26 protein-coding genes are annotated in these 25,003 nt (G+C 63.1%); 14 read left to right on the plus strand and 12 right to left on the minus strand.

The annotated features are described in order from the left end of the window. Window positions 1–276 precede the first annotated feature (276 nt). The 4 genes from NKH52_RS33040 to NKH52_RS33055 all read left to right on the plus strand — a co-directional run bounded on the left by NKH52_RS33040 (window position 277) and on the right by NKH52_RS33055 (window position 4,078). The gene (locus tag NKH52_RS33040; RefSeq protein WP_352736447.1) at window positions 277–1,248 is read left to right on the plus strand and encodes a sulfonate ABC transporter substrate-binding protein; all 972 of its coding nucleotides are present in this window, start codon (window positions 277–279) and stop codon (window positions 1,246–1,248) included. 91 nt (window positions 1,249–1,339) lie between these two features. Next, window positions 1,340–2,503: an FMNH2-dependent alkanesulfonate monooxygenase gene (ssuD, locus tag NKH52_RS33045; protein ID WP_352736486.1), complete on the plus strand. Its 1,164-nt coding sequence runs from the start codon at window positions 1,340–1,342 to the stop codon at window positions 2,501–2,503. Further along, window positions 2,500–3,276, plus strand: a complete 777-nt coding sequence (locus NKH52_RS33050; protein ID WP_352736449.1) for an ABC transporter permease subunit — start codon at window positions 2,500–2,502, stop codon at window positions 3,274–3,276. The genes ssuD and NKH52_RS33050 overlap by 4 nt, the downstream gene beginning before the upstream one ends. Window positions 3,277–3,286: 10 nt before the next feature. Continuing rightward, on the plus strand, window positions 3,287–4,078 hold the full coding sequence (locus NKH52_RS33055) for an ATP-binding cassette domain-containing protein (RefSeq protein WP_127268050.1): 792 nt from the start codon (window positions 3,287–3,289) through the stop codon (window positions 4,076–4,078). Between the two features lie 205 nt (window positions 4,079–4,283). On the opposite strand, the gene NKH52_RS33060 is transcribed toward NKH52_RS33055, so the two are convergent. After that, window positions 4,284–4,460: a hypothetical protein gene (locus tag NKH52_RS33060; protein ID WP_023813429.1), complete on the minus strand. Its 177-nt coding sequence runs from the start codon at window positions 4,458–4,460 to the stop codon at window positions 4,284–4,286. Window positions 4,461–4,769: 309 nt separating this feature from the next. Between NKH52_RS33060 and NKH52_RS33065 the strand changes: the two genes are divergently transcribed. The 3 genes from NKH52_RS33065 (at window position 4,770) to NKH52_RS33075 (ending at window position 7,564) form a co-directional block, all read left to right on the plus strand. Next, window positions 4,770–5,126, plus strand: a complete 357-nt coding sequence (locus tag NKH52_RS33065; RefSeq protein ID WP_352736451.1) for a septal ring lytic transglycosylase RlpA family protein — start codon at window positions 4,770–4,772, stop codon at window positions 5,124–5,126. Window positions 5,127–5,436: 310 nt separating this feature from the next. Next, window positions 5,437–6,714, plus strand: coding sequence for a polyhydroxyalkanoate depolymerase (locus NKH52_RS33070; RefSeq protein ID WP_352736453.1), 1,278 nt, complete (start codon window positions 5,437–5,439; stop codon window positions 6,712–6,714). A 232-nt stretch (window positions 6,715–6,946) separates the two neighbouring features. Further along, on the plus strand, window positions 6,947–7,564 hold the full coding sequence (locus tag NKH52_RS33075; RefSeq protein WP_352736455.1) for a transglutaminase-like cysteine peptidase: 618 nt from the start codon (window positions 6,947–6,949) through the stop codon (window positions 7,562–7,564). Between the two features lie 161 nt (window positions 7,565–7,725). Here the strand turns inward: NKH52_RS33075 and NKH52_RS33080 are convergent, their stop codons facing one another. The 5 genes from NKH52_RS33080 to NKH52_RS33100 all read right to left on the minus strand — a co-directional run bounded on the left by NKH52_RS33080 (window position 7,726) and on the right by NKH52_RS33100 (window position 11,000). Continuing rightward, the gene (locus NKH52_RS33080; RefSeq protein ID WP_352736457.1) at window positions 7,726–8,151 is read right to left on the minus strand and encodes a hypothetical protein; all 426 of its coding nucleotides are present in this window, start codon (window positions 8,149–8,151) and stop codon (window positions 7,726–7,728) included. A 79-nt stretch (window positions 8,152–8,230) separates the two neighbouring features. Next, a complete protein-coding gene (locus NKH52_RS33085) occupies window positions 8,231–8,599 on the minus strand; it encodes a helix-turn-helix domain-containing protein (RefSeq protein ID WP_352736459.1) in 369 nt (122 codons plus the stop codon). A gap of 25 nt (window positions 8,600–8,624) precedes the next feature. After that, on the minus strand, window positions 8,625–9,152 hold the full coding sequence (locus NKH52_RS33090; protein WP_352736461.1) for a Smr/MutS family protein: 528 nt from the start codon (window positions 9,150–9,152) through the stop codon (window positions 8,625–8,627). Beyond that, complete coding sequence (gene mltA, locus NKH52_RS33095; RefSeq protein ID WP_352736462.1) at window positions 9,149–10,267, minus strand: murein transglycosylase A; 1,119 nt, start codon at window positions 10,265–10,267, stop codon at window positions 9,149–9,151. Before mltA ends, NKH52_RS33090 begins: the two co-directional genes overlap by 4 nt. A gap of 25 nt (window positions 10,268–10,292) precedes the next feature. Further along, on the minus strand, window positions 10,293–11,000 hold the full coding sequence (locus NKH52_RS33100) for a Tim44/TimA family putative adaptor protein (RefSeq protein WP_023813422.1): 708 nt from the start codon (window positions 10,998–11,000) through the stop codon (window positions 10,293–10,295). Between the two features lie 217 nt (window positions 11,001–11,217). Here NKH52_RS33100 and NKH52_RS33105 point away from each other — a divergent pair, with 217 nt between their 5' ends. Together NKH52_RS33105 and secB are read left to right on the plus strand one after the other, a co-directional pair. Further along, window positions 11,218–11,718 (plus strand): FxsA family protein, encoded by a 501-nt coding sequence (locus NKH52_RS33105; RefSeq protein WP_352736466.1) that lies wholly within the window; start codon window positions 11,218–11,220, stop codon window positions 11,716–11,718. Window positions 11,719–11,848: 130 nt separating this feature from the next. Next, entirely contained in the window at window positions 11,849–12,346 is a 498-nt protein-coding gene (gene secB / locus NKH52_RS33110; protein ID WP_352736468.1) for a protein-export chaperone SecB, read from the plus strand. A gap of 254 nt (window positions 12,347–12,600) precedes the next feature. Here secB and dnaQ read toward each other — a convergent pair whose 3' ends face one another. The 5 genes from dnaQ to NKH52_RS33135 all read right to left on the minus strand — a co-directional run bounded on the left by dnaQ (window position 12,601) and on the right by NKH52_RS33135 (window position 16,903). Next, window positions 12,601–13,302 carry a DNA polymerase III subunit epsilon gene (gene dnaQ / locus NKH52_RS33115; protein WP_352736470.1) on the minus strand — a complete coding sequence of 234 codons (702 nt, stop codon included), beginning with the start codon at window positions 13,300–13,302 and terminating at the stop codon, window positions 12,601–12,603. 299 nt (window positions 13,303–13,601) lie between these two features. Continuing rightward, window positions 13,602–14,201 carry a dephospho-CoA kinase gene (coaE, locus tag NKH52_RS33120; protein ID WP_352736472.1) on the minus strand — a complete coding sequence of 200 codons (600 nt, stop codon included), beginning with the start codon at window positions 14,199–14,201 and terminating at the stop codon, window positions 13,602–13,604. Beyond that, window positions 14,198–15,040 carry a shikimate dehydrogenase gene (locus NKH52_RS33125; protein ID WP_352736474.1) on the minus strand — a complete coding sequence of 281 codons (843 nt, stop codon included), beginning with the start codon at window positions 15,038–15,040 and terminating at the stop codon, window positions 14,198–14,200. Before NKH52_RS33125 ends, coaE begins: the two co-directional genes overlap by 4 nt. Beyond that, complete coding sequence (locus tag NKH52_RS33130) at window positions 15,033–15,632, minus strand: Maf-like protein (protein WP_352736476.1); 600 nt, start codon at window positions 15,630–15,632, stop codon at window positions 15,033–15,035. Before NKH52_RS33130 ends, NKH52_RS33125 begins: the two co-directional genes overlap by 8 nt. Window positions 15,633–15,988: 356 nt before the next feature. Then, window positions 15,989–16,903, minus strand: coding sequence for a pyruvate, water dikinase regulatory protein (locus tag NKH52_RS33135; protein ID WP_502908170.1), 915 nt, complete (start codon window positions 16,901–16,903; stop codon window positions 15,989–15,991). 311 nt (window positions 16,904–17,214) lie between these two features. On the opposite strand from NKH52_RS33135, the gene hemE reads away from it, so the two are divergent. The 4 genes from hemE (at window position 17,215) to yddG (ending at window position 21,363) form a co-directional block, all read left to right on the plus strand. Continuing rightward, on the plus strand, window positions 17,215–18,246 hold the full coding sequence (gene hemE, locus NKH52_RS33140) for a uroporphyrinogen decarboxylase (RefSeq protein WP_352736479.1): 1,032 nt from the start codon (window positions 17,215–17,217) through the stop codon (window positions 18,244–18,246). Further along, on the plus strand, window positions 18,246–18,782 hold the full coding sequence (gene hemJ, locus NKH52_RS33145; protein WP_352736480.1) for a protoporphyrinogen oxidase HemJ: 537 nt from the start codon (window positions 18,246–18,248) through the stop codon (window positions 18,780–18,782). Before hemE ends, hemJ begins: the two co-directional genes overlap by 1 nt. A 229-nt stretch (window positions 18,783–19,011) precedes the next feature. Further along, entirely contained in the window at window positions 19,012–20,277 is a 1,266-nt protein-coding gene (gene rho, locus NKH52_RS33150; protein ID WP_013528732.1) for a transcription termination factor Rho, read from the plus strand. A gap of 171 nt (window positions 20,278–20,448) precedes the next feature. After that, window positions 20,449–21,363: an aromatic amino acid exporter YddG gene (yddG, locus tag NKH52_RS33155; protein WP_352736481.1), complete on the plus strand. Its 915-nt coding sequence runs from the start codon at window positions 20,449–20,451 to the stop codon at window positions 21,361–21,363. Here yddG and NKH52_RS33160 read toward each other — a convergent pair whose 3' ends face one another. After that, window positions 21,364–23,382 carry a thioredoxin domain-containing protein gene (locus NKH52_RS33160; protein WP_352736482.1) on the minus strand — a complete coding sequence of 673 codons (2,019 nt, stop codon included), beginning with the start codon at window positions 23,380–23,382 and terminating at the stop codon, window positions 21,364–21,366. 61 nt (window positions 23,383–23,443) lie between these two features. On the opposite strand from NKH52_RS33160, the gene mnmE reads away from it, so the two are divergent. Then, on the plus strand, window positions 23,444–24,772 hold the full coding sequence (mnmE, locus tag NKH52_RS33165) for a tRNA uridine-5-carboxymethylaminomethyl(34) synthesis GTPase MnmE (protein ID WP_352736484.1): 1,329 nt from the start codon (window positions 23,444–23,446) through the stop codon (window positions 24,770–24,772). Window positions 24,773–25,003: the final 231 nt, after the last annotated feature.

A 25,003-nucleotide genomic window follows, 5' to 3' on the forward strand; every position in this document is an offset into this window, starting at 1 on the left:
TCGAAAGGACGACCAGGATCCCCTCGGTCTCCTTCCCACTTCAGACATAGCATGGGAACAACACACAGGATCCTAGGGTCTGCGCCGCGTCGCTTCGCTCCTTGCTTCGCCCTAGGATGACGAAAGCTGGGGCTGCCGGCAGAAAACAAATCCGCTCTTCAAGTCCATCTCGCAAAATTATTCCTCTACTAAATTTATAGAACTACCTAGCCTGATCCATCTTCCAACCGGCGAGGCCATTTCCCGGCTCCGATCCGCAGCGAAGGAGAGGGATCAATGTTCAATCTGACCAAGCACTTCAATCTGACCAGACGAGTTTTCGGCATCGGGCTGCTGGCGGCAAGCGTTGCCGTGTCGTTCGGCGCCGCCGCGCAGGAGCTGAAGCAGTTCAGCATCGGTTATCAGAAGACCGGCCTGCCGGTGATCGCCAGGCAGCAGCAGGTGATCGAAAAGGCCCTTGGCGACAAGGGCGTCACCGTCAAATGGGTCGAGTTCACTGCCGGACCGCCGCTGGTCGAGGCGCTCAATGTGGGCGCCATCGATGTCGGCTGGACCGGCGACGCGCCGCCGATCTTCGGCCAGTCGGCCGGCGCCAACATCGTCTATGCGGCGGCGCTGCCGTCGAATGGCGACGGCGAGGCGATCTTCGTCAAGCCGGCGTCGCCGATCCAGTCGGTCGCCGACCTCAAGGGCAAGCGCGTCGGCGTCGGCAAGGGCACCAGCGCTCACAACCTGCTGGTCGCCGCGCTGGAAAAGGCCGGCATTGCCTTCGACCAGATCACGCCGGTCTATCTCAGCCCGGCGGACGCGGCCGCCGCTTTCGCGAGCGACCAGATCGACGCGTGGACCGTCTGGGATCCGTTCTTCGCCATCGCCGAAACGCGCTATCAGCCGCGTGTGCTGGCGCGCTCCAGCGAGGTGCTCAGGGTCAACACCTATTTCCTCGCCAACAAGGATTTCGCCAAGGCGCATCCTGAAGTCGTCACCTCGACGATATCAGCACTCGGCGAGGCGGCGAAATGGGCCGACCAGAACCGCGACAAGGTGGCCGCGGCGCTGCATGAGGTGACCGGTGTGCCGCTCGACGCGCAGACGATCGCCGCCAACCGCACCAAATTCGGCATCTTTGCGATCACCGACGAGATCGTCGCCGGCCAGCAGGCGACCGCCGACCGCTTCTACAAGCTCGGGCTGATCCCGAAAGCGGTCCGCATCTCCGACGCGGTGTGGACAGCACCCGGCAACTAACTTGTCCCCTGACGGCGCCGGGTGAGAACGCCCGGCGCCATTTGCGTTTGCACCCATATCTCCAGGAGATCCGCCCGTGACTGAGCCAGACATGACCGCGCCTGCCAGCACCGCACCGCTCGATTTCTTCTGGTTCATCCCGACGCATGGCGATGGCTCCTATCTCGGCTCCGAGGAGCAGCAGCGGCCGCCTGAATTCGGTTACTTCAAGGAGATCGCGCAAGCGGTCGACCGGCTCGGCTTTCCCGGCGTGCTGCTGCCCACGGGTCAGAACTGCGAGGATTCCTGGATCACCGCGACAGGTCTCGCGACGCTGACCGAAAAGCTGAAGTTTCTCGTTGCGCTGCGGCCGGGCGTCACGCTGCCGACTTTCGCCGCGCGCCAGACCGCCGCCCTCGATCGCTTGAGCAATGGCCGCCTGCTGCTCAATGTCGTGGTCGGCGGCAACCCGACCGAGCTCGCCGGCGACGGCGTCTTCCTGCCGCATGACGAGCGCTATGCCCAGGCGCATGAGTTCCTGACCATCTGGCGCGGCCTGGTGTCGGGCCAGCGGGTCAATTTCGACGGCAAATATTACCGCGTCGAGAGTGGCCGCCTCGACCTTCTGCCGCACCAGGAGCGGCCGCCGCTCTATTTCGGCGGGTCGTCGGACGCAGGCCAGGACCTCGCCGCCGACCTCGTCGACATGTATCTTACCTGGGGCGAGCCGCCGGCGCAGGTTGCCGAGAAGCTGGCCGCGGCGCGCGCAAAGGCGGCACTGCGCGGCAGAAAACTGCGCTTCGGCATCAGACTGCATTTCATCGTCCGCGAGACCGAGGACGAAGCCTGGCGCGCCGCCGACCGGCTGATCAGCCATGTCACCGACGCGCAGATCGAAAACGCGCAGGCGCGCTTCCTCAACCAGATGGACTCGCTCGGCCAGCGCCGCATGGCCGAGCTGCATGGCGGCCGCCGCGACAAGCTGGTCGTGTCGCCCAATCTGTGGGCCGGTGTCGGGCTGGTGCGTGGCGGCGCCGGCACGGCACTGGTCGGCACGGCGGAGCAGATCACCGAGCGCATCCGCGAGTACCAGGCGATCGGCATCGATACCATCATCGGCTCGGGCTATCCGCATCTCGAGGAAGCCTACCGTGTCGCCGAACTTCTGTTTCCAAAGCTCGGGCTCGGCACCAGGCGGCAGCGGGCGCATGAGAACATCGCCAACGAATTCTCGGTCGGCTTCCATGGCGCCAACCGCCTGCAGGCTTCGTCATGAGCTTTTCCACGCGCGTGCATGGCAATGCCATCGGCTGGCTGCTCCCGGCGCTGGTGATTGCCGGCTGGGAGATTGCCAGCCGCGCCGGCGTCATGCCGGCCAACGTGCTGCCGGCGCCAAGCGCGGTCGCCGAGGCCTTCTGGCGGCTGACGCTGTCGGGCGAACTGATCCGCAACATCGGGGTCTCGACCGCGCGCGCCCTTGCCGGCTTTGCCGTCGGCGGCTCGATCGGCTTTGCGCTTGGCCTTGCCAACGGGCTGTCGACGCTCAGCCGCGGCCTGACCGACACGACGCTGCAGATGATCCGCAACATTCCGCATCTGGCGCTGATCCCGCTGGTCATCCTGTGGTTCGGCATCGACGAGGAAGCCAAACTGTTCCTGGTGGCGCTCGGCGTGTTCTTTCCGATCTACGTCAACACGCTGCTCGGCATCCAGAGCGTCGACCCGCAGCTGGTCGAGATGGGCCGCGTCTACGGCATGGACCGACGCGCCCTGTTCTTCCGCGTGATCCTGCCCGGTGCGCTGCCGGCGATCTTCGTCGGCCTGCGCTATGCCCTGGGCATCATGTGGCTGACGCTGATCGTCGCCGAAACCATCTCGGCCAGTTCCGGCCTCGGCTACATGGCCATGCAGGCGCGCGAATTCCTGCTGATCGACGTCGTCGTGCTGTCGATCCTGATCTACGCGCTGCTCGGCAAGCTCGCCGACAGCCTCGCCCGCCTGCTCGAGCGGCTGTCGCTCGGCTGGCATCCGGCCTTCCAGAACGGATGAGAGATTGCCCATGACCGCCGCCAGCCTGACCGCAGCCCGTTCCTTCGTCGCCACGCCGGTGCGGCCGATCGGCTCCGTCGAAGGGCAGCGGGCCTTTGCCTTCAGGCAAGCCGGCAAGCGCTTCGGCGACAAGACCGTGCTCGACGGCATCGATCTGGACGTGCCGGCCGGGCAGTTCCTTGCCGTCATCGGCAAGAGCGGCTGCGGCAAGAGCACGCTTTTGCGGCTTCTGGCCGGGCTCGACCGGCCGACATCGGGATCGCTGACATTCGGCGTCGAAGAGGAAGGACACAGCCGCACGCGCTTCATGTTCCAGGAGCCACGGCTCCTGCCCTGGGCCAGCGTGGTGAAAAACGTCGAGGTCGGGCTGACCGGGATTGCTTCCGGCGCGGAAGCAAGGCAACGCGCGCTCGACATTCTCGGCGAGGTCGGGCTTGCCGATCGGGCCGACGAATGGCCTTCGGTGCTGTCCGGAGGTCAGAAGCAGCGCGTGGCGCTGGCCCGCGCGCTGGTCGGCCACCCGCAGATCCTGGCGCTCGACGAGCCGCTCGGCGCACTCGACGCCCTGACGCGCATCGAGATGCAGCAGCTTCTGGAACGCATCTGGATCGCGCAGAAGTTCACGGCCGTGCTGGTCACGCATGATGTCGCCGAAGCCGTCGCGCTGGCCGACCGGGTCGTGGTGATCAGCGAAGGCCGGATCGCGCTTGATCTGGATGTGCCCGTGGAACGGCCGCGCCGGCGTGGTTCGGTGGAGCTGGCCCGGCTGGAGGGCAAGATACTGGATCGGCTTTTCGGGTAGGCTGTCGGGGGCGGCGGCGCAATTGGTGAGCGGCTTCCCCCACTCCGTCGCTGCTCCGCAGCGCCACCTCTCCCCCCTCCGGAGGGAGAGGAAAGGGGCCTGGGTCGGCAAGCTCGCGCCTTTCCTCTCCCCCGTCGATCGGGGGAGAGGTGGCGAGCGAAGCTCGACGGAGTGGGGGGCGACCTTTCTTCGAAGCTCACACCCCCTACCGGTTCGCCCACACCAATCCCACCAGCCCGACCAGCATGGTGACGACACCGATATAGAGCCATTGCGACTGGCCGGTCATGAAGCTGCCGCCGACCACGCCGATGCCTTGCAGCGACCATAGCGCGCCGACGGCAAGCACAATCAACGCCAGCAGATTTTTGGTCAGCCTCATTGCCGGATCTCCCCTTTTGAAGTCAATTGGTTGCAGCATCGGGGCCGCGATAAAAGAGCCGAAGGAAGTGGCCCGACCGTGTCGGACTCTACTTGGATATTAATGTTCGATCTTGTCAACAAATGCCTGACAGCAGGACAAAGATCATCATTGACTGATCCTCGCGCACCGGAAAATCCCTGACAGACTGTTACCTAGCGACTCCAAACGTGTGCCATTGCCACGGAACCGACAGATGATTGCCGCATTTCCTGCCTTATTTGGCTCCTAACGGCTGGGGACTGTCAAAAACGGAGCCATCCCTCAAATATGAAGAACTCAAAACAGACCGCGCTTGTCGCGGTAACGATCGCTGCTGGCCTGATGGTCGGCGCATCTTCGGCAACCGCCGGCCAATGCGGCCGCGCTTCGTGGTACGCCCTGCACTCGAAGACCGCATCGGGCGAGCGCATGAACCCGTCGGCGATGACCGCCGCCCACCGCACTTTACCTTTCGGCACCAAGCTCAGGGTGACCAACAAGAACAACGGCCGCAGCGTCATCGTGCGCATCAACGATCGCGGTCCGTTCATCAGGGGCCGCGTGCTCGACCTGTCGAAGGGTGCGGCCGGCCAGCTCGGCTTCATCGGCTCCGGCCACACCGCCGTCTGCATGGCGCGCGTCTAAAGTGACTGTTTCTTGGACCATGACCCCTGCAGAACCGGAGGTTCGCAAGCGAAAACCGGAATCCACTTTTGGGATCATGGTCGGGTGTCCGGCAAGAGGGGCCGGACACATTACTTTCACATTTCGCAGCCGCACACTGAGCCGGCTGGCGCCGTTCAGGGCTGATTCCCAGGGGCTTGAACCAAAGAAGCATTGGTCACGCCGCGTGACGTATTGCATCGCAGCAATTAGTTGTTAACTTCCCCGCGAGACATCTAGGGCTCGGCGCTGCTCGTCGTCCCTTCGGTCGCAGGCAGCAGCGGGGTTCTCGATGTTCTACCAGCTCTATGAAATGAACCACGCTGCCTTGCAGCCGGCGCGTCTCTATGCCGACGCCGTGCGCCTGCTCTACACCAATCCGCTCAATCCGTTTTCGCACACGCCCTGGGGTCGTTCGGTCGCGGCGACCGCCGAACTGTTCGAGCGCACCACGCGCCGCTACGGCAAGCCGACCTTCGGCCTGACCAAGACCGTGGTCGACTGGAAGAGCGTCGAGGTCACTGAAAAGACCGTCTGGTCGAAGCCGTTCTGCAATCTCGTCCGCTTCGAGCGCACTGTCCCCGCCGGGCGCAAGCCCGATCCGAAGCTTCTGATCGTGGCGCCGATGTCGGGCCACTATGCGACGCTGCTGCGCGGCACGGTCGAAGCCATGCTGCCCTATGCCGACGTGCACATCACCGACTGGGTCGATGCCCGCATGGTGCCGCTGGCCGACGGCCAATTCGATCTCGACGACTACATCGACTACGTCATCGACATGCTGCACACGCTGGGGCCGGACACGCATGTAATGGCGGTGTGCCAGCCTTCCGTGCCCGTGCTGGCCGCCGTGGCGCTGATGGAAACCAAGGGCGACCCCTTCGTGCCCTCGACCATGACCTTGATGGGCGGCCCGATCGATACCCGCAGCAACCCGACCGCGGTCAATCTGCTGGCGCAGGAAAAGGGCATCGACTGGTTCCGCGACAATGTCGTGATGCATGCGCCCTGGCCGGTGCCGGGCTTCGGCCGCGAGGTCTATCCGGGCTTCCTGCAGCTGTCCGGCTTCATGAGCATGAACCTCGACCGCCACATCATCGCCCACAAGGACTTCTTCATGCATCTGGTGAAGCATGATGGCGACAATGCCGAGAAGCACCGCGATTTCTACGACGAATATCTGGCGGTCATGGACTTGACGGCGGAATTCTACCTGCAGACCGTCGACACGGTCTTCGTGCGCCAGGCCTTGCCCAAGGGCGAGATGACGCATCGCGGCACCAGGATCGATCCGTCGGCGATCCGCAACGTCGCGCTGTTCACGGTCGAAGGCGAAAACGACGACATATCGGGCCTTGGCCAGACCAAGGCGGCGCATGATCTGTGCCCCAACATCCCGGCAGACAGGCATGCCCACTACATGCAGCCGGCGGTCGGCCATTACGGCGTGTTCAACGGTTCGCGCTTCCGTTCCGAAATCGTGCCGCGCATCGTCGACTTCATCACCAGCTATGGCCGCCAGGAGCGTGTCGCGGTGAAGCCGAAGCTGGTCCGCGCCGCCAAGAGATAATATAGGTCGCCCAAATTGCGGATTTTTGGACGAGACCTGCATAGAACCAAGCTTAACGGCGACAAACCGTGAGATTGACCGGTAAAAGCCGGCTGGCTGGCCGATTCTGTTGCACAAGTGCCGCTGTCCAGCCCCTCGGGTAACCATGCCGACAATCCGACCGTCGTCGTAATTGACACGGACTGTAAATCCCCCTTAACCTTTCGTTAATAACAAAGGGTGAGCGGGGACAATGATTTCCTCATCAATGGCGCGACGGCTGCGCGTGTATGTGGCGGCCGGGCTGGCAATGACTGCAGGCTGGGTGGCACCGGCTTTGGCGGGTGGAGCGATGGCGACCGGGGGGCTCACCTCGCAGCCGATCGGCCACTATGATTTCTGCAAGCTGCATCCGGGCGAATGCTCGATCCGCCCGACCAATCTGGCGCCGGCCACGATGACCGACGGGCTGATGCGCAAGCTTCTCAATGTCACCGCCAGGGTCAACGCCGCCGTCAAGCCGATGAGCGACATGGATATCTACGGCAAGGACGAGGTCTGGGCCTATCCCGACAAGGGCGTCGGCGATTGCGAGGACTATGTGCTGGAAAAGCGGCGCCAGCTTTCACGCATGAGCATCTCGCTTGCCGATCTTCTGATCACCGTCGTGCGCAAGCCCGACGGCGAGGGCCACGCCGTGCTGACGGTGCGCACCGACGAGGGCGACTATGTGCTCGACAATCTGACCGACAAGGTCAAACCATGGGACGCGACCGGTTACCGCTTCCTCAAGCGGCAGGCGATCGACAGCACCGGCCGCTGGGTCTCGATCCGCGGTGGCCAGCAGGTTCTGGTCGGCGCGGTGCAGTAAATACGGCGTTTGCCGGAAGCGTCCATCGCTTCGTCATCCTAGGGCGTAGCAGGAGCGAAGCTCCGTCGCGGAGACCCTAGTATCCATGCCGGGATGCAGATGAAGAACGCTGCGGCGCAGGAATAGGCGCCAGCGATTGTCATGCCGGCATCACCGTACCTTTATCTTTGCACCGCCGCGGCGTTCGTAACTCGCGGCATGGATCCTCGAGTCTGCGCGTCCGCTTCGCCGTGGATGACGAAATCGAGAAGTCCCCCGACAAATTTCAACATCTCCGTGAACCATTTCGCTCCGGCCTGCGACACACAGCCGTGAACCGAAACCAACCATGGAGACTTCAGATGACTGCTTTTCTGCGAAACACCCTTCTTGCCGCTCTCGCGGTGTCGAGCATGGCCGGATCCGCCATGGCCGATCAGACCACCACCAGCTGTGCCAAAACCAACCTCAACGACCTCTGGGCCGGCCGCTGTTGCGGTGATGCCGGGGCGTCGGACTGCCTGGGTGGCGGAAACAATGGCCATGGCGGTAATGGCGATCACGGCCGGGGCGGAAATGGCGGCACGGCCGGCAAGAAATAATCTCACCACTGTGCCCGCTGGCGGTCCGCCGGCGGGCAGTTTCCTTCTGAAGCAGGCGAACTTGCATCACGCTCGGACCGTCAGACTATGGCCGCTGGTTTAACGCCGCGCGGATCGATGCGGTGATGCGGCGAAGCTCGGCTTCGTCGAGTTTCTCGATGTTTTCCGCCAGCAGATTGGCAAGCTCGGTGGCGGCGGGGGAAAGACCCGACGTGTCGAGTTTTACACGCGGATGCGAGGCCTCGGCCAGCCGCGCCAGTTCCTCGGCGTCGTCCCAGATGATGTTGAAATAGCCGATGATCTTCTGGATCAGCGTCCAGGTCGGGGCACCGCGCCTGCCATGTTCGAGCGCCGACAGATAGGCGGCGCTGACGCCGATCGCCGTCGCCATGTCCTTCTGGCGGACACCGCGTTCGCTCCTAAGCGTCCGCAGCTTCTCTCCGAACGGGGTCATGTCCCCACCCTCATGATAGAGCTCCTCACAGGCGCGCCCGCCGCAGGCGGATATAGAGCGCACCCGAACCGCCATGATTACGGGCGGCATGGTCGTGGCTGGAGACCAGCGGCCGGAAGGCGGGCGTCGACAGCCAGGCCGGTACCGCGCGCCGCAACACCCCATCGCCGCCGGAGGACGAGCCCTTGCCGGTGATGACCAGGACATAGCGGACGCCGCCGGCATGCGCCCGGTGCAGGAATGAAAACAGCAGCGAATAGGCCTCGTCCTGGGTCAGGCCGTGCAGATCTACGCGGCCCTCGATCGGCAGCCGGCCTTTCGACAGCTTGTCCAAGGTCGGCTCGTCGAGCGCATGCGCGACATGCTGCGTCTTCGGTTTGGCTGCCCCGGGATTGGCCATAGGCTGAACCGGTTGCGACTGACTCGGCCTGACCTCGGCAGGGATTTCAGGGGTCTCGACACCAAATTTGCCCTTCAGCGGCTTGGCCGTGCGCGCCACCAGGTTCCACAGAACCCGGTCGTCCTCGCTGAGCTTGTCCGGGCGCCGGGTCATCGGACCGCACCCGCAACGAGCGCGCGCGGCACCAGCGCATAAAAATCCGCGGCATTGCGGACCACGCCGGCGATCTCGCCCGCGGCATCGCCCGAACCGGCGAACAGGTCGCCCCGCGCCGGCCCGGTGATGGCCGAGCCGGTGTCCTGCGCGATCATCAGGCGGCGGAACGGTTCTGCGTCGAAAGCAGTGAGCGTCGGCGCGTCGATGTAAAAGGGCGTGCCGAATGTATGCAGCAGGCGGTCGACGGCGATCGAGCGGCCCGGCGTCAGCGGCACCTTGGCGGCGGCGATCGGGCCAAGGGCGGCGTCCTCGACATCGGCCTGGCGGAAGAAGATGTAAGAGCGGTTCTGCCACAGGATCTCGTCGACGCGGCCCGGATGCGCCTTGAACCAGGCGCGGATCGACTGCATCGTCACCTTCTCCAGCGGGATCTCGCCAAGCTCGCTCAGGATCTTGCCGGATCCGGTGAAGCGCTGGCCGGATTTGGCGGCATAGGTGACGCGGACAAGCCGGCCGTCGGTCATGGCGAGGCGGGCGGCACCTTGTACGTGAATGAAGAAGGCATCGACCTTGTCGGCCAGCCAGGCGATTTCCAGGCCCTTGCCATCAAGCGCGCCGCGCTCGATCTCGCCACGGTCGGGATACTCGACCGGCCCGCTCGGCGTCTGGCGCGCGAAAGCGAGATAGGGATCCAGGCCCGGGGGCCGGTTTCCGTCGTCGATATCGACGAGATCGGCCGGGCGCGACAGCAACGGCAGCGAAAACCGGTCCGTGCGCACCGGTGACGCCTCGACTTGCGGTTCATAGAAACCGGTGACGAGCCCGGCGCCGGCATGTTCGGCGGGGATAAGCGCCGGGAGAAAATGGCGCTCGAAGAAGGCGCGGGCTTCCCCGCGGGTCGGCGACCGATCCGCCGGCGAAACGGTCCGGGCCTCGGCGTAGGCATCGGCAAAGGCATCGAAGTCGACGCCGAGCGCACCGCTGCGGTAGGGTTTGGTCAAGGCATGGAAGGCCGAGCGGCGAAAGGCGGCGAAGGCCGCCGAATGGTCGTCATCGTCCCAGCCGGGCAGATCGCCGAAGGCTTTCTCGATAAAAAGAGGCGATAGCGACACCGGAGCCTCGCCGCGTGTTTCCGAACTAGTCTTCTTCCTCGGTGGCGACGAGCTTCCAGTTCGGATCGCGCGAGCGCGTGTCGCGGGCGAAGGTCCAGACATCCTTGACCTCTGCGACGGTTTCCGGGTCGCCGTCGATGACGGCGCCGGCCTTGTCGCGGGTCGCGGAAATCAGCTCGCTGATGATGCGCAGCGTGACATGCGCCTCGCCGCCCTTCATCTCGGCCGAGACGATGTCGGCCTTGTCGATGCCGACGAAGGAGGACTGGATCTTTTCCGCCTTGGCCTCGCGCTCGCCGATGGCGGCGACAAAACCGTCATAGACCTCGCGCGACAACAGGTTCTTCAGCGTTTTGCGATCGCCGTCGGCATAGGCCATGACGATCATCTCGTAAGCCATCTTGGCGCCGTCGACGAAACCCTTCGGCTCGAAGGACGGATCATTGTCCTTGATCGTGCGCAGGCCCTTGTTGAGGTCGGTATCGGGCTTGGCGAAAGCGTCGATCGCGGCATAGGTGTCGGGAGCCGGCTCGCCTGGCGGGCGCTTGCGCGGCAGCGAGACGACATTTTCTGATTTCTGGGCGGCATCCTTGTCGCCGGTGCGAGCCGCCGAATAGGGATCGAAGGGCGGCCGTTCGCTGCCGGTGCGGCGGCCCAGCACATTGCGCAGCTGGAAAAAGATGACCACCGCCGCAATCAGGAAGAAAATCGTGCCGAAGTCGAAGAATCCCATATCTTCCGCCAATCAATCCCTGCCCCGTGGCCGGACCGTCAGGCCCAATGGCCACGGTCGCATAGCGTTCAACATTCAAAGCATATAGAACGCAAGGCGCAATCATTCAAATCAAAGGCAGGCATACCTATCTAACAGCCTCAGTGCCAGCGGCGATTGCTAGCTGGCGGCCAAAACAATCAAAACGATCATAGCGATCGAAAAAGGCTGGCAAGACTTGCGCATTTCGCTGCTTCCCTTCTTTCTCCTCGCGCTTCCGCTGCTGGAAATCGCCGGTTTCGTCATCGTCGGCCGTGAGGTCGGCGCGCTGGCGACGGTCGGCCTCGTGCTGGCCTCCAGCGTCGCCGGCGTGCTTTTGCTCCGATGCCAGGGCTTTGGTATGATGGCCCGCATCCGCACCGAGATGGCCGCCGGCCAGAACCCCAGCCGCCATCTTGCGCATGGCGCCATGATCGTGGTTGCGGCGATCCTCCTGATCATCCCCGGCTTCATATCAGACATTATCGGCTTGCTGCTGTTCCTGCCGCCATTGCGCGATTTTGCCTGGAGCCGGTTCAAGGGCCGCATTGTCGTCGCCACCGATTTCTCGACCGGCGGTTTTCGCGGCCGCCAGCGCGACAGGGTCATCGACCTCGAAGACGGCGACTATTCGCGCGAGGACGATCTGAAGCGCGGCCCGGATCACAACTCGCCGTGGCGCCGCCTGAAGGACGATTAGGGCGCCGTCCCATCTACATCCCATAGCCGAGAAGCAAGGCGGCAAACCTTGTCTTGTCATCCCCGCCATGGTAGCGAACGCCCGATTTCAATTCGGTCAGCGACGCTGCCCAGGCAAGAGGACAAGGCTTATGGCCAGCAAAGATGACGCGCCGGTCGGCGCAGCCAACGGAAACGGCAACGCGGCGCAGCCGTCGCTCAACGTCCTGGCGCAATATGTGAAGGACCTATCCTTCGAAAGCCCCGGCGCGCCGAATTCGCTGCGCGGCCGCGACAAGGCGCCCGGCATCGCCATCAACGTCAATGTCAACGCCAACCCGCTCTCCGACAAGCAGTTCGACGTCAACCTGACGCTGAACGCCAAGGCGTCCTTCGACCAGGAAGTCTTGTTCAATGTCGAGCTGGTCTATGGCGGCGTGTTCGCGATCAGCGGTTTCCCGCAGGAACACATGCTGCCGATCCTGTTCATCGAATGCCCGCGCCTTTTGTTCCCGTTCGCCCGGCAGATCATCGCCGAGGCAACCCGCAATGGCGGCTTCCCGCCGTTGATGCTAGACCCGATCGACTTCGCCCAGATGTTCCAGCAGAAGCTGGCCGAGGACGAGGCGTCCAAGGTCAAGGTGAGCTGAGGCCTGCTGTCTCGGTAGCGTTTAAAAGCCCGGCCTCGCGACGGGTTTTTTGTTGAAAGGCTGGCGGGACAGCGCCCCCCTCTGTCCTGCCGGACATCTCCCCCACAAGGAGGGAGATCGGCTGTCATCCCGGCTTTCGCCAATCTCCAACGTTGAAAAGGAAGGCGCGGCCCGCGAAGCTGCCAATCTCCCCACCCGTGGGGGAGATGTCCGGCAGGACAGAGGGGGGCGCCAAGGATCGCGACGGAACGACTTTAGTTCCCGACAACCTTCAGCCACAACGCCTTCTCACCCAACGTCCCGACCATGCCGGCGTGCGCGGCGCGTTCGGCTTCGGTGAGGCGGGGCCGCAGGGGTGCCGGGCGCTGGCTGATGATGATCTCGATCTGGCGGACATTTTCGCCTTGCGCCGGCGCGGTGGCGCTGTCGAGGATAAGGGCCGCCTGCTTGCCGCCGATCAGCTCGATATAGACCTCGGCCAGCAATTCGGAATCGAGCAGGGCGCCGTGCTTGGTGCGCCTGGTGTTGTCGATGCCGTAACGCCGGCAGAGCGCATCGAGCGAATTGGGGCCCATCGGGTGCTTGCGGCGCGCCAGCGCCAGCGTGTCGACGACGAGGCCGTTGTCGATGACGGGGTGGCCCAGCCGGCCGAACTCGACGTTCAGGAAGCCGATGTCGAAGGTTGCGTTGTGGGCGACCAGCTTGGCGCCGTCGGTGAAGTCCAGCCATTCCTGCACAATCTCGGCAAAGGTCGGCTTGCCCGCGAGGTCCGCCGCGCTGATGCCGTGCACCGCCTGTGCCTCGGCATGGATCGCGCGCCCTTGCGGGTTGATGTAGTGGTGGAAGGTCTTTCCGGTCGGGAAGCGGTTGACCAGCTCGACGCCGCCCAGCTCGATCACGCGGTCGTCGCGCGAATCGAGGCCGGTGGTTTCCGTGTCGAAGATGATCTCACGCATCGAATCAGTCGCTCCAAAAGAGGAGAATCATGAGACCGGAACAAAATGGCAATGGGAAACGAAGCTGATCAGGGCAATCACTACAGGTTTGCGCTGCCCCTCATCGCCCTGCCGGGCACTTCTCCCCGTATAGTGACGGGGAGAAGGACGCCTTCGCAAAGGATTTCGCCAATCTCCTGCGTTTGCAAGAGAGTAGCCGAGGTCGCGGCCAGCTCCTTCTCCCCGTCACTATACGGGGAGAAGATGATGCCGGCAGGCAGATGAGGGGCGGCGCTGACGTTGACAGACGGCAGCCAGTGTCAATGGCCCGGCTTGCCGACCCCGATCAGTTCCGCAATGATCGCATTCACCTGATCCCGCGCGGCGTCCAGCCCCTGGCCGGTGTCGACCACGAAATCGGCCTGACGACGCTTTTCCGCATCCGGCACCTGCTTGGCCAGGATCGACGCCAGTTTTTCCTCGGTCATGCCTGGCCGCGCCAGCACACGCTCGCGCTGGGTCTCGGCCGATGCGGTGACGACGACGACCTTGTCGACGCGGTTGCGGCCGCCGGTTTCGAACAGCAGGGGAATATCGAGGACGGCGATCGGCGCGCCTGATCCACGATGCCTGGCCAGAAAGGCATCGGCGTCGGCGCGCACCAGCGGGTGAATGATCGCCTCGAGCCGCTTCAGCCCGGCGGCGTCGCCGAGCACGCGCGCGCCAAGTTTTGTCCGGTTGACCACCCCGGCAGATGTGGTGCCCGGAAACGCCGCCTCGACCAAAGGGGCTGCCTTGCCGGCATAGAGGCGATGCACCGTCTCGTCGGAATCATGGACCGGCACGCCGGCGTCAGTGAACATCCTGGCCGTGGTCGACTTGCCCATGCCGATCGAGCCTGTGAGGCCGAGCACGATCATGGTTTTGGTACCAGATCGGCAACAATGATCGCCCGGAGTTCGGCCGTCACCCGCGGCCTGACACCGAACCATCGTTCGAAGCCGGGCACGGCCTGATGCAGCAGCATGCCGAGGCCGTCGACCGTCTTCAGCTTTCGCGCGCGGGCGGCCGCGAGCAGCGGCGTCTCCAGCGGCACATAGACGATGTCGGTGACGATGGCATGGTCGGGCAGCCGGGCGGGATCGGCCGACAGGCCTTCATTGCCATGCATGCCGAGCGCCGTGGTGTTGACCAGCAGGCCGGCATCGCCGAGCAGTTCATCCGTAGCCGCCATGCCATGCGCCGACACGCCGGCGCCGAAACGATCGCGCAGTTCTATAGCCCGGGAGAGCGTACGGTTGACGATGCGGATGTCGGTCACGCCGCGCTCCTTCAGCGCATGGATGACGGCGCGCGACGCGCCGCCGGCGCCAAGCACGACCGCCGGGCCCTTGCTCGCCCAGCCCGGCGCATGATCGTCGAGGTTGGCGGCAAAGCCGTGACCGTCGGTGTTGCCGCCCCACAGGACGCCATCCTCGAACCACAGCGTGTTGACGGCGCCGATTTCTTGCGCCGCCTGGTCGCGGCGTTCGGCCAATGCGAAAGCCGCTTCCTTGTGCGGGATGGTGATGTTGCCGCCGCGGTAATTGTTTGCCTGCAGCGTTTTCACGAATACGGCAAAGTCTTGCGGCGCGACATCGATGGCCCGGTAGCTCCCGTCGATGCCATGTTTGGCCAGCCAGTGGCCATGAATCTTCGGCGAGCGCGAATGCTTGACCGGATGGCCGGTGACGAAGGCCTTCTTTGACACCTCAGCCATCGATCGCTCCCAGGTCACGCAGTTCGGCGAGCAGCGGCAACAGCGGCAAGCCGACAATCGTGAAATGGTCGCCTTCGATTTTCTCGAACAATTGAATGCCTTCGCCTTCTACCTGGTAGGCGCCGACGCTGGACAGCGCCTTGGCGCCGACGCGGGCGAGATGGCGGCCGATGAAGGCCGGGTCGAGCTTGCGCATGGTCATCGAGGCGATGCCGACATGCCGCCACAAGACCTTGCCGTCGCGAACCAGCACCGCGGCGCTGTTGAGCTGATGGGTCTTGCCCGACAGCGCCAACAGATGACGGCGGGCGCCTTCCATGTCGGCCGGCTTGTGGAACACCTCGTCGCCGAGCGACAGCGTCTGGTCGCAGCCCAGCACCAGAACGCCCGGCCTGCGCTCGCTGACTTCGGTGGCCTTGGCCTCGGCCAGCACCAGGGCGACGTCCTCGGGCGAGACGCCGCTATCCTGCAAAGGCCCCTCGAGCGCGCGCTCGTCGACATCGGCGGGAACCGCCTCGACATCGACGCCGGCATTGACCAGCATCGCCTTGCGGAACGGGCTGCCGGAAGCGAGGATGATTTTCTCGGTCATTTTTTGCGCCTGATTATCCGTGGTTGAGATGCTGGCTGAGTGGGGCGCTATCAACCGTCGCACCCCTTGGCCATTGTAACGGCATGGATCCTAGGGTCTGCGCTGCGTCGCTTCGCTCCTGCTCCGCCCTAGGATGACGAAGGCAGAATTGTCTACGGCTAACCTCAACCGTCGGAGATTGGCAGTTGTGTCGCCGCATAAGAATCGCAAGCCTTTGAGGTTGGCTGAGATGATCGTCCCTTCGTCATCCTAGGGCGAAGCAAGGAGCGAAGCGACGCAGCGCAGACCCTAGGATCCATGCCGTGACCTTCAATCTTCCCGGCGGTGGATGTTAGCAACGCGTTGCACGGCTCCAATTATCTGTTCTTCCCCCGCAGGGCAACGATCGCCGCCGCCGTTTCCTCGATCGAGCGGCGGCTGACGTCGATCATCGGCCAGCCATGGCGCGTGCAGATCTTGCGGGCATAGGCGAGCTCTTCGCTGATCGCCGCGCGGTCGACATAATCCGATGCCTCATACGAGCTGCTGTTGCCGAGGATGCGGTTTTGCCGGACATGCGAGATGCGCTCGGCGGTGGCGATCAGCCCGACGATCAGCGGCTTGCTGGCGGCAACCAGGCTTTCCGGCACCGGCACGCCAAGCACGATCGGGATGTTGGCGGTCTTGATGCCGCGGTTGGCGAGATAGATGCTGGTCGGCGTCTTCGACGTGCGAGAAATGCCGATCAGCACCACATCGGCATCGTCCATATTGAGCGGCAACTGGCCGTCATCATGGTCCATGGTGAAATTGAGCGCGTCGATGCGGCGGAAATATTCGGCGTCGAGGACATGCTGGGCGCCGACGCGGCGGCCGGCCGGGGTGCCTAGATAGGACTGGAACACGGTCAGCACCGGCTCCAGCACCGACACGCAGGGCAGGCCCATGGCCGCGCAGCGCTCGTCGATGCCGCGCGCCAGCTTCTGGTCGACGACCGTATAGAGGATGATGCCCGGCTCTTCCTCGATGTCCTCGAACACCTTTGCCACCTGCTTTTCGGTGCGGATAAGCGGATAGATATGCTCGATGGCGCGCGCGTCCTTGTACTGCGCCGAGGCCGCCCGGCCGGCGGCGAGCAGCGTTTCGCCGGTCGCGTCGGAAATCAGGTGCAGGTGGAAGAAGCTCTGGGGTTTGTTCACAGGGGTCACCTGGGGCTGTGGGCTTCTGTGGATAAAGCGGGATGAAAAGACGGGCCTGTCGGAGGCGACTGTATCAGATGGCAGTTTGTCCACAATTCGATGCGCTGTCAGCTTCGTCGGGCGACTGGGGACAAGTTTGGGGACGGCTTTTTTCGACTACGGTCCGTCCACAGGACCTGCCTTTCATCGCTGTGCCTAACACTTTGACTCGATTGATCGATTCGGAGCTATCCCCAGAACCCTACATCTGGGAAAAAGAAGCACGCGACAATATGTTGGCTGGTGTTTTCCGGGGCAAAGCGGGACAGGTGACAACCACCAGAACCAACAGACTCTTAGAATCAGAAGAATCTTAGATATAAGAATCTTTGATTATAGAAGAGGCTGGGAGAAGCGAGCGCCCGATGCCCCAGAACCGGATCATGCTGGATGTCCTCAGGGGCAAGGCCCATTTTCCGCCTCCGCTCTGGATGATGCGTCAGGCCGGGCGCTATCTGCCGGAGTATCGGGAGACACGCAGGCGAGCAGGCTCGTTCCTCGACCTCTGCTACGATCCCGACCTTGCGGTCGAAGTGACCTTGCAGCCGATCGAGCGTTTTGGTTTCGATGCCTCGATCCTGTTTTCCGATATCCTTGTCGTCCCGCATGCGCTTGGCCGTGACGTCCGCTTCGAAGAGGGCAGAGGGCCGCTGCTGACGCCGATCACCGCGCCGGAGATCTTGGCTCTGGAAGGTAAGGTGTTTCACGTGAATCTCGAACCGGTCTACGAGACGGTTCGCCGGTTGCGGGCCAAGCTCCCCGAAGAGACAACCCTGATAGGCTTCTGCGGCGCGCCGTGGACGGTGGCGACCTACATGATCGCCGGCCATGGCACACCCGACCAGGCGCCGGCGCGGCTTTTTGCCTATCGCGAGCCGGTGGCGTTTCAACGATTGCTGAAGGTGCTTGCCGAACATTCGGCCGCCTATCTCATCCGCCAGATCGAGGCGGGCGCGGATGTGGTGCAGATATTCGATTCCTGGTCCGGCGTCCTGGACGATGAAACTTTCGACCTGTTCTGCGTTCAGCCAATGGCCGAGATCGTTGGCCGGGTGCGGGCGGTTCATCCCGATGTTCCGATCATCGGTTTTCCCAAGGGCGCCGGTTCGCGCTACCGGACCTATCGACAGAAGACCGGCGTGACGGCGCTGGGGATCGACTGGACGGTGCCCCTGATCGCGGCGAAGGAATTGCAGCGCTCAGGTGCGGTTCAGGGCAATCTCGATCCCTTGCGGCTCGTGGCTGGCGGCAAGGCGCTGTCGGATGGTGTCGAGGCGATCCTGAAGGCGTTGGGAGACGGGCCGCTGATCTTCAATCTCGGTCACGGCATCACGCCGGAGACACCGATCACCCATGTCGAGGCGATGGTGAAACAGGTGCGGAGCGCGACACGCTGATGGCTCAGATGAACAACACGAACAGCACCGGCCAGGCGATGATGCGCATGACGATCGGTATCGCCGTGCTGGTCGTTTTCACCGCGCTTTTGTATTTCGCCGCCCCCGACAGTTTCTATCCCTGGGCCAAGGCGATCCATATCCTCGCCGTTATCTCATGGATGGCGGGCATGCTCTATCTGCCGCGGCTGCTGGTCTATCACGTCGATGCCGAGAAGGGCTCGGTGCAGTCCGAGACCTTCAAGGTGATGGAGCGGCGCCTGCTGCGCGGCATCATCAACCCGGCGATGATCGTCACCTGGGTATTCGGCCTATGGCTCGCCTGGAAGGGTTTTGGTTTCCAGGGCGGCTGGCTGCACGCCAAGATCGGAGCGGTGCTTTTGCTGTCGGCCATGCATGGCTATCTCTCGGGCGCGGTGCGCAAATTCGCCGAGGACCGCAATGAAAAACCGGCCAGGCACTGGCGGATGGTCAACGAGATCCCCACATTGCTGATGATCGCAATCGTCATCCTGGTGGTCGTCAAGCCGTTCTGATGTATGTCGATCAAAACGGCCAGGAGCCAACGACACGCAGTGATGCGTTTTAAGCCTTCATAGGTCACGCAAAACGCAGCTTGCTCTTTCACCCGACCGACGATAAAAGACGGGTCTTCCTTCCCGTCATGCGCCGCCCCTCGTTGTTTTCGGCCGCGCCCGGCATTTGTCGCATCCCGCCGATATTTTCCCAAAGCCTACCCAGACTCCATCTATTCAAGGTCCGTCTATGCAAGAAATGAAACTCGCCGAGTTCAAGAACAAGAAACCGCCAGAGCTGATCGCTTATGCCGAGTCGCTCGAGGTCGAAAACGCCAGCGTCATGCGCAAGCAGGAGCTGATGTTTGCGATCCTGAAGAAGCTGGCCGCCCAGGAGATCGAGATCATCGGTGATGGCGTGGTCGAGGTGCTGCAGGACGGTTTCGGCTTCCTGCGCTCCGCCAACGCCAATTATCTGCCAGGTCCCGACGACATCTATATTTCGCCGTCGCAGATCCGGCGCTTTTCGCTGAAGACCGGCGATACGGTCGAAGGGCCGATCCGCAGCCCGAAAGAGGGCGAGCGCTATTTCGCGCTGCTCAAGGTCAACACCATCAATTTCGACGATCCCGAGAAGATCCGTCACAAGATCCACTTCGACAATCTGACGCCGCTCTATCCGACCAAGCGGCTGAAGATGGAAATCGAGAATGTGACCACCAAGGACATCTCGGCCCGCGTGATCGACCTGGTCGCGCCGATCGGCAAGGGACAGCGCGCTTTGATCAACGCGCAGCCGCGTACCGGCAAGACGGTTCTGATGCAGAACATCGCCCACTCGATCACCGCCAACCATCCGGAATGCTATCTGATCGTGCTTCTGATCGACGAGCGGCCGGAAGAAGTGACCGACATGCAGCGCTCGGTGAAGGGCGAGGTGATCTCCTCGACCTTCGACGAGCCGGCCGTGCGCCACGTGCAGGTCGCCGAAATGGTCATCGAGAAGGCCAAGCGCCTGGTCGAACATGGCCGCGATGTCGTCATCCTGCTCGATTCGATCACCCGCCTCGGCCGCGCCTACAACACCGTCGTGCCGTCATCCGGCAAGGTGCTGACCGGTGGTGTCGACGCCAACGCCCTGCAGCGGCCGAAGCGCTTCTTCGGCGCCGCCCGCAACATCGAGGAAGGCGGCTCGCTGACCATCATCGCCACCGCGCTGATCGATACCGGCAGCCGCATGGACGAAGTCATCTTCGAAGAGTTCAAGGGCACCGGCAACTGCGAAATCCAGCTCGACCGCAAGGTGGCCGACAAGCGCATCTATCCGGCCATGGACATCTTGAAGTCCGGCACCCGCAAGGAAGACCTGCTGGTTTCCAAGCAGGATCTGCAGAAGATTTTTGTGCTGCGCCGCATCCTGGCGCCGATGGGAACCACCGACGCGATCGAGTTCCTGATCGATAAGCTCAAGCAGACCAAAACCAATGCGGATTTTTTCGATTCGATGAACACGTAAAGGTCAGGCCGAAATCATCCGGTCTGTGTATTGAAGCCCCATTCCGCGAAACCGGGATGGGGTTTTTCATTGTCCGGCGGCAAGTCGCTTTCCCGATATCGGCGGCTGTATGCGGCGGCAGACGATTTCGCGTTCATGCAAAGCTCGTGTCTGCAAACTGGAAGCAGCGACGTGAAGAAGACAATCCCGACCCTGATCGGCTTTTCGGCCATCCTGACCTGGTCTTTCCTGGCGCTGCTTTCGACCGCCGCTGGCCCGATCCCGCCGTTTCAGCTGGCAGCCATGACCTTCCTGCTCGGAGGGCTGGTCGGCGCCGGCAGCTGGATCTTCCGCCCAGGCGCGATCCGATCGCTGCGGCAGCCATGGCCGGTCTGGGCGATCGGCACGGCGGGACTGTGCATCTACCACTGCGCCTATTTCTTTGCGATCCAGTCGGCGCCGCCGGTCGAGGTCAGCCTGATCGCCTATCTCTGGCCATTGCTGATCGTCGTCTTTGCAGCCTTCCTGCCCGGTGAAAGGCTGAAGGCTCACCACGTCGTGGGCGTCGTTCTAGGGCTTGCCGGCGCCATCGTGGTGATCACCAAGGGCGGCAATGTCGGCCTAGCCAATGGGGTGATGAAGGGCCATGTCATCGCGCTGTTCTGCGCCTTCATCTGGGCTGGCTATTCCGTGCTGTCGCGCCGCTTCGGCCAGGTGCCGACGGATGTCGTGGCCGGTTATTGCTTCATCACGGCGGCGGTCGCTTTCTCGCTGCACCTGATGCTCGAGACCACGGTCTGGCCGCAGACGCCGACGCAGTGGACGGCTATCGTCATTCTGGGCACGATTCCTCTGGGAGCCGGCTTCTACGCCTGGGATTTTGGCTGCAAGCACGGGGACATCATGATCCTTGGCGCCTTGTCCTACGCCGCACCGCTGTTTTCGGTCATCGTGCTGCTGCTGGCAGGCTTTGGCGTCTTCCACTGGGCGCTGGCGCTCGCCTGCGTGCTGATCACCATTGGCGCGGTGGTTGCTGCCAGGGATTTGCTGTTCAAGCCCCGGCAAGCTGCGACCGAGGCGCTGCCCGATCCCGCGCACGGCGCCTGATCATTCTCGGCGCAAAAGGCGCTCCAGCTCTTCCGGATCCGTCATCGGGGAAAGGCAAACCTGACCAGTGCAGAACCACGCGCTTAAGCGGTTGGTCGGCGGCAGGATTCCTGCGGGCAGCAAGGCTCGATTCGCTCCCGTACCGATCGGCACGAGGATGTCGACGCGGCGTGGATCCGGATTTCGATTCGCAACCGGAACGAGCTTTGGATCGTTGAGCGCATCAACGATGACCAGCTTGAGCGGCTCGATCGCAAGCGCGCAGGCATTGACGATGCCGGCCTGGCCATAGGTCTGGTTTGCGGCACGGCCGGCGGCATGTTCGGCGACCTCCCAGGCTTTCTCGTGCAGCTCGAGATCGCCGGTGACGGAGGCGAGCCGGACCAGTGCCTCGATGATCTGGCCGGTGGCGGACGGAATGGCTTCATCGACGTCGCCCCTGATGCGGATCGGCACGTCAGCGCTGTCCGAAGCCGTCAGATAGTAGCCGGTCTTCTCGGCATCGGCGTGCCAATGGTCGAGTTGCTCGACGAACTGGCCGGCCAGGTCGACATAACTCCAATCCCCAGTGGCCTCGAACAGCGAGATGGCTGCGTTGGTCATGGCGGCATAGTCGGTGGACAGAGCAGGGAACAGTTTTCTGGCGCCGAGCATCGAGTGCGGCAAGCGGCCGTCGCGGCTGGCAGAGCTGATATGGGCGAAGGCTTTTGTCGCCGCGTCGATCCAGTCAGGCCGCGCCAGCGACCGACCGGCCTCAGCAAAGGCTGCGATCATCTGGCCGTTCCAGTCGGTGAGGATCTTTGCGTCAAGGCCGGGCCTGACCCGCTCTTCCCGGACCGCAAGGAGTTTCCCCTTGAGCGGGCTGACCTCTTCACGATCGATCACATATTGCGATTGCTGGGCCCTCGTCTGGTGGACAACCGGCTTGCCTTCCCAACCATGCGGGCTGGAGAGCGTGAAGTGATTGAAAAACAAGGCGGAATCGTCGCCGAGTGCGGCCTCGATCTCGTCTTGGCTCCAGGTGTAGAACAGCCCTTCCTCGCCGTCGCTGTCGGCGTCGAGACTGGCGGCAAAGGCGCCGCCGTCGACGCGCATTTCGCGCAGCAGCCAGCCGATCGTCTCTTTGATTCGGACCCGGAACAACTCGTTGCCGCTTGCGGCATAGGCCCAGTTGCAAAAGCGGATCAGCTGGGCATTGTCGTAAAGCATCTTTTCGAAATGCGGCACCAGCCATTCGGCGTCGGTCGAGTAACGGCTGAGCCCGCCGCCGATATGGTCGTAGATGCCGCCGCTGACCATCTGTTCGAGGCTGTTGAGAACGTCGTCGCGATGGCTGGCGTTGCCGTCGCGCAGCCAGGACAGCCACAGCGTTTGCATGAACGGTGCATTGGGAAATTTCGGCGCGCCGCGCAAGCCGCCCAGATCGCGGTCGATCATGCCGTCTATGCCCTTGGCCAATTCCGCCAGCGTGTCGCGATCAAGCCCTGCTTTTGCATGCGAGCCGGCGAGCCGGGCCTCGACATGTGTCGTCAGGCCGTCGGCACTCTGGTTGAGACTCGCCCGCTTCTCGCGCCAGGCCTTGTCCACCGCCTCCATCACCTGGATGAAACCGGGGCGGCCATAGCGTGGCTCGCGCGGAAAATAGGTGCCGCCCCAGAACGGTTTGCCGTCCGGCGTCAGGAACATGGTCAGCGGCCAGCCGCCTTGCTCGCCCATTGCGGAGAGCGCCGCCATATAGATCTGGTCGATGTCGGGACGTTCCTCGCGGTCGACCTTGATATTGACGAACAGACGGTTCATGACGGCGGCGACACCGTCGTTCTCGAAGCTTTCATGCGCCATGACATGGCACCAATGGCAGGCGGCATAGCCGACCGAGAGCAGGATCGGCCTGTCCAGCGCCTTTGCCTCCTCGAGCGAGGCCGGCGACCAGGCCCGCCAGTGGACGGGATTGCCGCTGTGCTGCTGCAGATAGGGGCTGGCTTCTTCGGCAAGCAGATTTTGCGCGGGCAACGTCACGATGGGCAAACTCGGGTGGTCGGATGAGCGTGAAGTTAGGGCGGTTCGGTAGAGCGGGCAAATGATTTCAGGCGATTCCATCGTAGCGCTGTCGAGCGGCCGGCTTCCGGCCGGCGTTGCCGTCATCCGCATTTCAGGCCCGCAAACTCGATTCGTGGTCGAAACGATTACCGGCGGCATGGTTAAGGACCGCTCGGCAGTTCTGCGCCGATTCAGGGCACCCGACGGGATCGTGCTCGACACCGGCCTGGTCCTTTTCTTTCGCGGTCCGACCAGTTTCACCGGCGAGGACGTTGCGGAATTCCATGTTCACGGCGGTCGTGCCGTTGTGGCAAAAATGCTTGAGACGATCGCAGGCTTTGACGGCGTCAGGCACGCGGAACCAGGTGAATTCACGCGCCGCGCCTTTCTCAACGGCAAGGTCGACCTGGTCGAGACCGAGGCGTTGGCGGATCTCGTCAATGCGGAGACCGAGGCGCAGCGGCGTTTTGCCGTTCAAAATGCCGAAGGCGTCCAGAGCGAACTCTATCTTGGCTGGCGCCGCAGACTGATCTATGCCCGGGCCATGATCGAGGCGGAAATCGATTTCGCCGATGAGGACGATGTCCCCGGTTCCGTTTCGGATACGGTCTGGTCTGATGTCACGACCATGATCGGCGACATCGATCGCCACATCGCCGGGTTTCGCGCCGCCGAGATCATTCGCGACGGCTTCGAGGTCGTTATCCTTGGCGCGCCCAACGCCGGTAAGTCGAGTCTGTTCAATGCCCTGGCCCGGCGGGATGCCGCTATAGTAACGGATGAACCCGGCACGACGCGGGATCTGCTTGAAGTGACACTTGATCTCCAGGGGCTGCGGGTCCGGCTTACAGATACGGCCGGGCTGCGCGATGCGCCGGGCAAGGTCGAGGCGATCGGCATCGAGAAGGCCCGGGCCAAGGCGCATGGTGCCGATCTGTTGCTGTTGCTCAGGGATGTCGCCGATCCCAGGGAGATCGGTTCGCCGCCGACCGAAGCGCCGATCTTGCGTGTCGGCACCAAGCTCGATCTGCTGGAGAGCCGTGCTGCAAGCGATGCGGCCGCGGACTATGACCTCATCATTTCGGTGAAGAACGGAGCCGGCGTGGACGAACTGCTAGAGGAAATTGGCCGGCGGGCGGCGGAAGCAGCCGGCAGCGGCGATGTGTTGCCGTCGCGCCTACGCCACGTCGAATTGCTTGGCACAGCGAATAGGCACCTGCTTCGCGCAACCGGCGGCCAGACCATCGGGCAGGAATTGCGCGCCGAGGAATTGCGGCTTGCAGCAGACCGCCTAGGCCGAATCGTCGGCGCCATCGATGTCGAGGACATGCTGGACGTGATCTTCTCGCAGTTCTGCATCGGAAAATGACTCACGTGAAACAATGCGGTGTATCGCTTTGTCATCCACGGGCGAAGCAAGGGGCGCAGCGACGCAGCGCAGACCCGAGGATCCATGCCGCGACATCAAAGCAGCGGCCACGATGCAGAATTCTGCTCCGCTGTACCCTTTGGCCAAGGTCACGGCATGGCAACTGTGTTCATGCGAAAGCTTTTTTATCACGGATGATGGCGTTTAGGACGACGAGGAGCTTCCTTGCGA

The sequence above is a fragment of the Mesorhizobium sp. M1066 genome, assembly GCF_040318635.1.
GTDB lineage: Bacteria > Pseudomonadota > Alphaproteobacteria > Rhizobiales > Rhizobiaceae > Mesorhizobium.

Bases quoted from the DNA above. Each gene is read 5' to 3' on its own strand.
- NKH52_RS33040 (WP_352736447.1), top strand. From the start codon at position 277: ATGTTCAATCTGACCAAGCACTTCAATCTGACCAGACGAGTTTTCGGC.
- ssuD (WP_352736486.1), top strand. From the start codon at position 1,340: ATGACCGCGCCTGCCAGCACCGCACCGCTCGATTTCTTCTGGTTCATC.
- NKH52_RS33050 (WP_352736449.1), top strand. From the start codon at position 2,500: ATGAGCTTTTCCACGCGCGTGCATGGCAATGCCATCGGCTGGCTGCTC.
- NKH52_RS33055 (WP_127268050.1), top strand. From the start codon at position 3,287: ATGACCGCCGCCAGCCTGACCGCAGCCCGTTCCTTCGTCGCCACGCCG.
- NKH52_RS33060 (WP_023813429.1), bottom strand. From the start codon at position 4,460: ATGAGGCTGACCAAAAATCTGCTGGCGTTGATTGTGCTTGCCGTCGGC.
- NKH52_RS33065 (WP_352736451.1), top strand. From the start codon at position 4,770: ATGAAGAACTCAAAACAGACCGCGCTTGTCGCGGTAACGATCGCTGCT.
- NKH52_RS33070 (WP_352736453.1), top strand. From the start codon at position 5,437: ATGTTCTACCAGCTCTATGAAATGAACCACGCTGCCTTGCAGCCGGCG.
- NKH52_RS33075 (WP_352736455.1), top strand. From the start codon at position 6,947: ATGATTTCCTCATCAATGGCGCGACGGCTGCGCGTGTATGTGGCGGCC.
- NKH52_RS33085 (WP_352736459.1), bottom strand. From the start codon at position 8,599: ATGACCCCGTTCGGAGAGAAGCTGCGGACGCTTAGGAGCGAACGCGGT.
- NKH52_RS33090 (WP_352736461.1), bottom strand. From the start codon at position 9,152: ATGACCCGGCGCCCGGACAAGCTCAGCGAGGACGACCGGGTTCTGTGG.
- NKH52_RS33100 (WP_023813422.1), bottom strand. From the start codon at position 11,000: ATGGGATTCTTCGACTTCGGCACGATTTTCTTCCTGATTGCGGCGGTG.
- secB (WP_352736468.1), top strand. From the start codon at position 11,849: ATGGCCAGCAAAGATGACGCGCCGGTCGGCGCAGCCAACGGAAACGGC.
- dnaQ (WP_352736470.1), bottom strand. From the start codon at position 13,302: ATGCGTGAGATCATCTTCGACACGGAAACCACCGGCCTCGATTCGCGC.
- coaE (WP_352736472.1), bottom strand. From the start codon at position 14,201: ATGATCGTGCTCGGCCTCACAGGCTCGATCGGCATGGGCAAGTCGACC.
- NKH52_RS33125 (WP_352736474.1), bottom strand. From the start codon at position 15,040: ATGGCTGAGGTGTCAAAGAAGGCCTTCGTCACCGGCCATCCGGTCAAG.
- NKH52_RS33130 (WP_352736476.1), bottom strand. From the start codon at position 15,632: ATGACCGAGAAAATCATCCTCGCTTCCGGCAGCCCGTTCCGCAAGGCG.
- hemE (WP_352736479.1), top strand. From the start codon at position 17,215: ATGCCCCAGAACCGGATCATGCTGGATGTCCTCAGGGGCAAGGCCCAT.
- hemJ (WP_352736480.1), top strand. From the start codon at position 18,246: ATGGCTCAGATGAACAACACGAACAGCACCGGCCAGGCGATGATGCGC.
- rho (WP_013528732.1), top strand. From the start codon at position 19,012: ATGCAAGAAATGAAACTCGCCGAGTTCAAGAACAAGAAACCGCCAGAG.
- mnmE (WP_352736484.1), top strand. From the start codon at position 23,444: ATGATTTCAGGCGATTCCATCGTAGCGCTGTCGAGCGGCCGGCTTCCG.